The organism is Actinophytocola sp. (genome assembly GCF_050699935.1).
In the GTDB taxonomy this organism is placed as follows: Bacteria; Actinomycetota; Actinomycetes; order Mycobacteriales; family Pseudonocardiaceae; genus Actinophytocola.
Genome location: NZ_JBOHGB010000269.1, coordinates 1 through 4,054, shown reverse-complemented (window position 1 = coordinate 4,054; position 4,054 = coordinate 1). Strand labels below are relative to the sequence as shown.

Below are 4,054 nucleotides of genomic sequence, written 5' to 3'. Positions count from 1 at the left end.
GTGCGCGGGAAGGCCGCAGTGGACTAGGCCATCCAGCGCACTGCTTTTTACCGTGTCCACCGTCCGCGGCGCTAGTGCCCTACGCCGGTCACGTGACCGGAATATGACCGTCCTCGGACATCGGTGCGCGACTTTCCGCCACCGAGACGGCCGCGAGCGCCAGCCGGCGCGCCGCCTCACGCAGGGTGTCCGGCGCCTCGGTGTAGGGCAGCCGCAGCCAGCGTTCGAGTCCGCCGTGCGGCGCGAAGAACGAGCCGGGCACCACCCGCACGCCGAAGTTCTGCGCCACCGCCGCGATCCGGCTGCTCACCGGAGCGGGCAGCCGGCACCACAGCGACAGCCCGCCGGGAGGCAGCCGGAACGACCAGTCGGGGCACTCGGCCCGCACCGCGTCGGCGAGCGTGTCGCGATGCGCGGCGAGCCGCGTCCGGCGCTCCACGAGTGCGTCCCGTGGACCGGCGAGCAGCTCGGCGACGACCAGCTGCTCGAAGACCGGCGAGCCGAGGTCGAGCCCGCGCCGGGCGGCGACGAGCCGGTTGACCAGCTCCGCGGACGCGCGAACCCAGCCGATCCGTAGCCCACCCCAGTACGACTTGCCGGCCGACCCGGTGGCGATCACGAGGTCACCGGCGAACGCGCCGAGCGGTGGCGGCGCCGGGCCGTCCTCGAAGTCCAGCTCGACCTGGGTCTCGTCGATGACGACCGGGGTCCGCGCCCGGCGCAGGGCCGCGCCGAGCCGGGCGCGGCCGGCCTCGTCGAGCCGGAAGCCGGTCGGGTTCTGGAAGTCGACGATCAGGTACGCGAGCCGCGGCGCGGACTGCCGCAGCGTCGCCTCGACGCCCTCGAGGTCCCAGCCGCCGTCGCTCATCGCGACCGGCACCGGGATCGCGTGCGCGGCGCGGACCGCCTCGATCGCGTTCGGGTAGGTCGGCTGCTCGATCAGTACCCGTTCGCCCGGGCCGACCAGCAGCCGCAGCGCCATCGCGAACCCGTGATGGGCGCCGTTGGTCACCAGCACCTCGTCCGGCGAGGTCGGCAGGCCGCGCTCGGTGTACCGCTCGGCGATGCGCTCGCGCAGCTCGAGCACTCCCCGCTCGTGGTAGCCGTGCCCGGTCAGCTCGGCGGCGAGCCGGGGCAGCACGGCCTCCGCCGCCGCGGCCACGCCCGGGATCGACGACGGCACCGCGCGGGCGAGGTCGATCACCCGAGGCGGCGTCTCACGCTCGTCGAGGGCACCGCCGAAGGACGCGCCCCGTGGCACCGCGGTCCACGAGCCCGCGCCGCGCCGGCTGACCACGAGGCCGTCGACACGCAGCCGCTCCCAGGCCGCGGCGACCATCGTGCGGCTCACGGCGAGGGCGGCGGCCAGCTCGCGCTCGGGCGGCAGGCCCGTGCCCGCCGGCAGCCGCCCGTCGAGCACCAGCAACCGGATGCCGGCGGCCAGGTCGGTGGCGCCGTGCCGGGAGCCCCGCCGGCGCCACGTACCGAGCAACTGGGCCAATCTTCGGGCATTCACCCGTCCACCAGGTGGGACAGTCGCCGTCATATGACCAATTCTTGCAGATTGGTTATTGATGTAGAAGACCAAACGTCCTGAGGATAGCCACGTGGCACAGCTCGACCTGAGACCGGTCCCGGTGACGACCCGGCCGCTGCGCCGGGTCACGCAGCTCGCCGGCGGGCTCGTGCTCTACGGCGTGAGCATGGGGCTGATGATCCGCGGCGGCCTGGGCCTCGACCCGTGGGACGTGCTGCACGAGGCGCTGTCGCGACGGACCGGGCTGACGTTCGGCACGGTGACCGCGATCGTCGGCGCGCTGGTCCTGCTGTGCTGGGTCCCGCTGCGCCAGCGGCCGGGAGTCGGCACGGTGGCCAACATCGTGCTGATCGCGCTCGCCGTCGACGCCACGCTCGCGCTGGTCGGCCAGGCGGACGCGATGGCCCCGCGGATCGTGCTCATGGTCGCCGGCGTCGTGCTCAACGCGCTCGCCACCGCCGCCTACCTCGGCGTGCGGCTCGGCCCCGGCCCGCGCGACGGCCTGATGACCGGGCTCGTCGAGCGCACCGGCGTGTCGGTCCGGGTGATCCGCACCGGCATCGAGCTGACCGTGCTGGCCACCGGCTGGCTGCTCGGCGGCACGGTCGGGGCCGGCACCGTGCTGTACGCGCTGGCCATCGGTCCGCTCACGCAGGCGTTCCTTCCGCTGGTGACCTGGCGGGGCACAATCGTGCGGTGACCGCCTGGACCTGCCCGAACTGCGACCGCCGGTTCGGCCGGCGCAACCAGTCGCACGAGTGCGCGCCCGCGATGACGCTCGAGGATTACTTCGCCGCCGACGGGCCGCCGTTCGAGCGGCCGATCTTCGACGCGGTGCACGGCCACCTGACGACGCTCGGTCCGCTGCACCTCGAGCCGGTGTCGGTCGGGCTGTTCTTCAAGCGGTCCCGGACGTTCGCCGAGCTGCGGCCGATGACCCGGTGGATGGTCCTGTCGTTCATCCTGTCCCACCGGGTCGACGACCCGCGGATCACCAGACAGGTCACGATCTCCGGCAGCCGCGTCTACCACCAGACGAAGCTGCACGGCCCGGACGACGTCGACGGGCAGGTCCGCGACTGGCTCACCGACGCCTACCTCTCCACCCCGCTCTAGCCGGCTAGCTCGCTTTCGCCAGCCGCGCCCGCACCTCGGGGTAGGTCAGCCCGTGCGCGGCGAGCACCTCCGCGGTGCTCCCGGTTCCGGCCGCGAGCGCCAGCAGCATGTGCTCGTCGCTGATCCGGCGGTCACGGCGGTCCATGGCCTGGCGCAGCGTCCGCACCAGCAGCTCGCGCGCATCCGGGCCGAACGGCCGGTGCCCGCGCCGCGCCCGGCGCGGCTCGACCAGCGCGTCCGCGCCGTGCTCCCGCTCGACCCGCTCGACGATCGTGTCCACGTCGATGCCGAGCGACCGCAGGGCGTCGGCCTCGGTGTCGGTCAGCCCGCCGCGGCGGCGGATCGCGGCGAACGCCTCGACCAGCACCTCGCGGGTCAGTCCGGCCGAGGAGAGGATCTCGGCGGACCGGGTGTCCGTGCCCAGCAAGGCGAGCATGACGTGCTCGCCGGTGACCCGCGGCGCGCGCTCGCGCTCGGCCTCGCCGACCGCGTCGGTCACGACCCGCCGCGCCTGCTTGGTGAACCGTTCGAACATGTCAGGACCTCCCGTGCTTCTTGTGCACCGCCTGCCGGCTGACGCCCAGCTCGGCCGCGATCTCCTGCCACGACCAGCCGTTGGTGCGTGCGTTGCGGACCTGCACCGCCTCCAGCCGCTCCAGCAGCGTGCGCAGGGCGGCGACGGCGCGCAGGCCCACCTTCGGGTCCCGGTCACCGGCCGCGTTCGCCAGTTGTGTCGCCTCGCTCATGCCGTCAACTTACGTTGACATGTCAGCTATGTCAACCCAGGTTGACGGTACGATGTTGATCATGAATGCGGTACCCCAGGTCGAGGTCGCCGAACGGGCCGGTGCCGGTGCGTACGGCGAGCACCGGCCGAGCGAGGGCGTGGTCTCGGTGCTGCCGAACGCGGTCGTGCTGCTCGACGGCGCGACCTCGCCGCGGCCCGGGCCGCGCGGCGGCGGCTGGTACGCGAGCCTGCTGGCGGGCGAGCTGGTGGGGAGACTCACCGGCTACCCGGGGATGGACCTCGCGGACCTGCTCGCGGCGGCGATCCGCGCGGTGGCCCGCGAGCACGGCCTGGCCTCGGGCGAGTCGCCGTCGAGCACGGTGGCGCTCGTGCGGTGGGACGACGAGGCCGTCGAGGGCCTGGTGCTCGCGGACAGCCCGGTCGTCGCGGTCACCGGTGCGGGCGTGCACGTGCTCACGGGCGGGTGCCGGGCGGAAGCCGATCCGGACGCCGCCTACGAGGCGAGCCGGGCGACGTGGCCGCGGGCGGCGGTCCTGCGGGTGCTGCTCGCGAGCGGCGGGGTGTCCCGCGCGATCGGCGGCGACCCGATCCTTCCGGACTGGGCGACCGTCGCGGACGTGGTGGCGCGGCGAGGCGCGGGCGCGGTGCTGGAC

6 protein-coding genes are annotated in these 4,054 nt (G+C 74.1%); 3 read left to right on the top strand and 3 right to left on the bottom strand.

Annotated features, from left to right (window positions below):
* Positions 1-88: 88 nt before the first annotated feature.
* On the bottom strand, positions 89-1,546 hold the full coding sequence (locus ACRDTB_RS37575) for a PLP-dependent aminotransferase family protein (protein WP_431437029.1): 1,458 nt from the start codon (positions 1,544-1,546) through the stop codon (positions 89-91).
* A 61-nt stretch (positions 1,547-1,607) separates the two neighbouring features.
* On the opposite strand from ACRDTB_RS37575, the gene ACRDTB_RS37570 reads away from it, so the two are divergent.
* Complete coding sequence (locus tag ACRDTB_RS37570) at positions 1,608-2,237, top strand: YczE/YyaS/YitT family protein (RefSeq protein ID WP_431437028.1); 630 nt, start codon at positions 1,608-1,610, stop codon at positions 2,235-2,237.
* Positions 2,234-2,653, top strand: coding sequence for a DUF5655 domain-containing protein (locus ACRDTB_RS37565; protein WP_431437027.1), 420 nt, complete (start codon positions 2,234-2,236; stop codon positions 2,651-2,653). The genes ACRDTB_RS37570 and ACRDTB_RS37565 overlap by 4 nt, the downstream gene beginning before the upstream one ends.
* Before the next feature lie 4 nt (positions 2,654-2,657).
* Here ACRDTB_RS37565 and ACRDTB_RS37560 read toward each other — a convergent pair whose 3' ends face one another.
* Positions 2,658-3,188, bottom strand: coding sequence for a Clp protease N-terminal domain-containing protein (locus ACRDTB_RS37560; protein WP_431437026.1), 531 nt, complete (start codon positions 3,186-3,188; stop codon positions 2,658-2,660).
* A gap of 1 nt (position 3,189) precedes the next feature.
* Positions 3,190-3,399 (bottom strand): helix-turn-helix domain-containing protein, encoded by a 210-nt coding sequence (locus ACRDTB_RS37555; protein ID WP_431437024.1) that lies wholly within the window; start codon positions 3,397-3,399, stop codon positions 3,190-3,192.
* Between the two features lie 61 nt (positions 3,400-3,460).
* Between ACRDTB_RS37555 and ACRDTB_RS37550 the strand changes: the two genes are divergently transcribed.
* Positions 3,461-4,054: hypothetical protein (locus tag ACRDTB_RS37550; RefSeq protein WP_431437023.1), on the top strand; the 594-nt coding region annotated here is incomplete at its 3' end.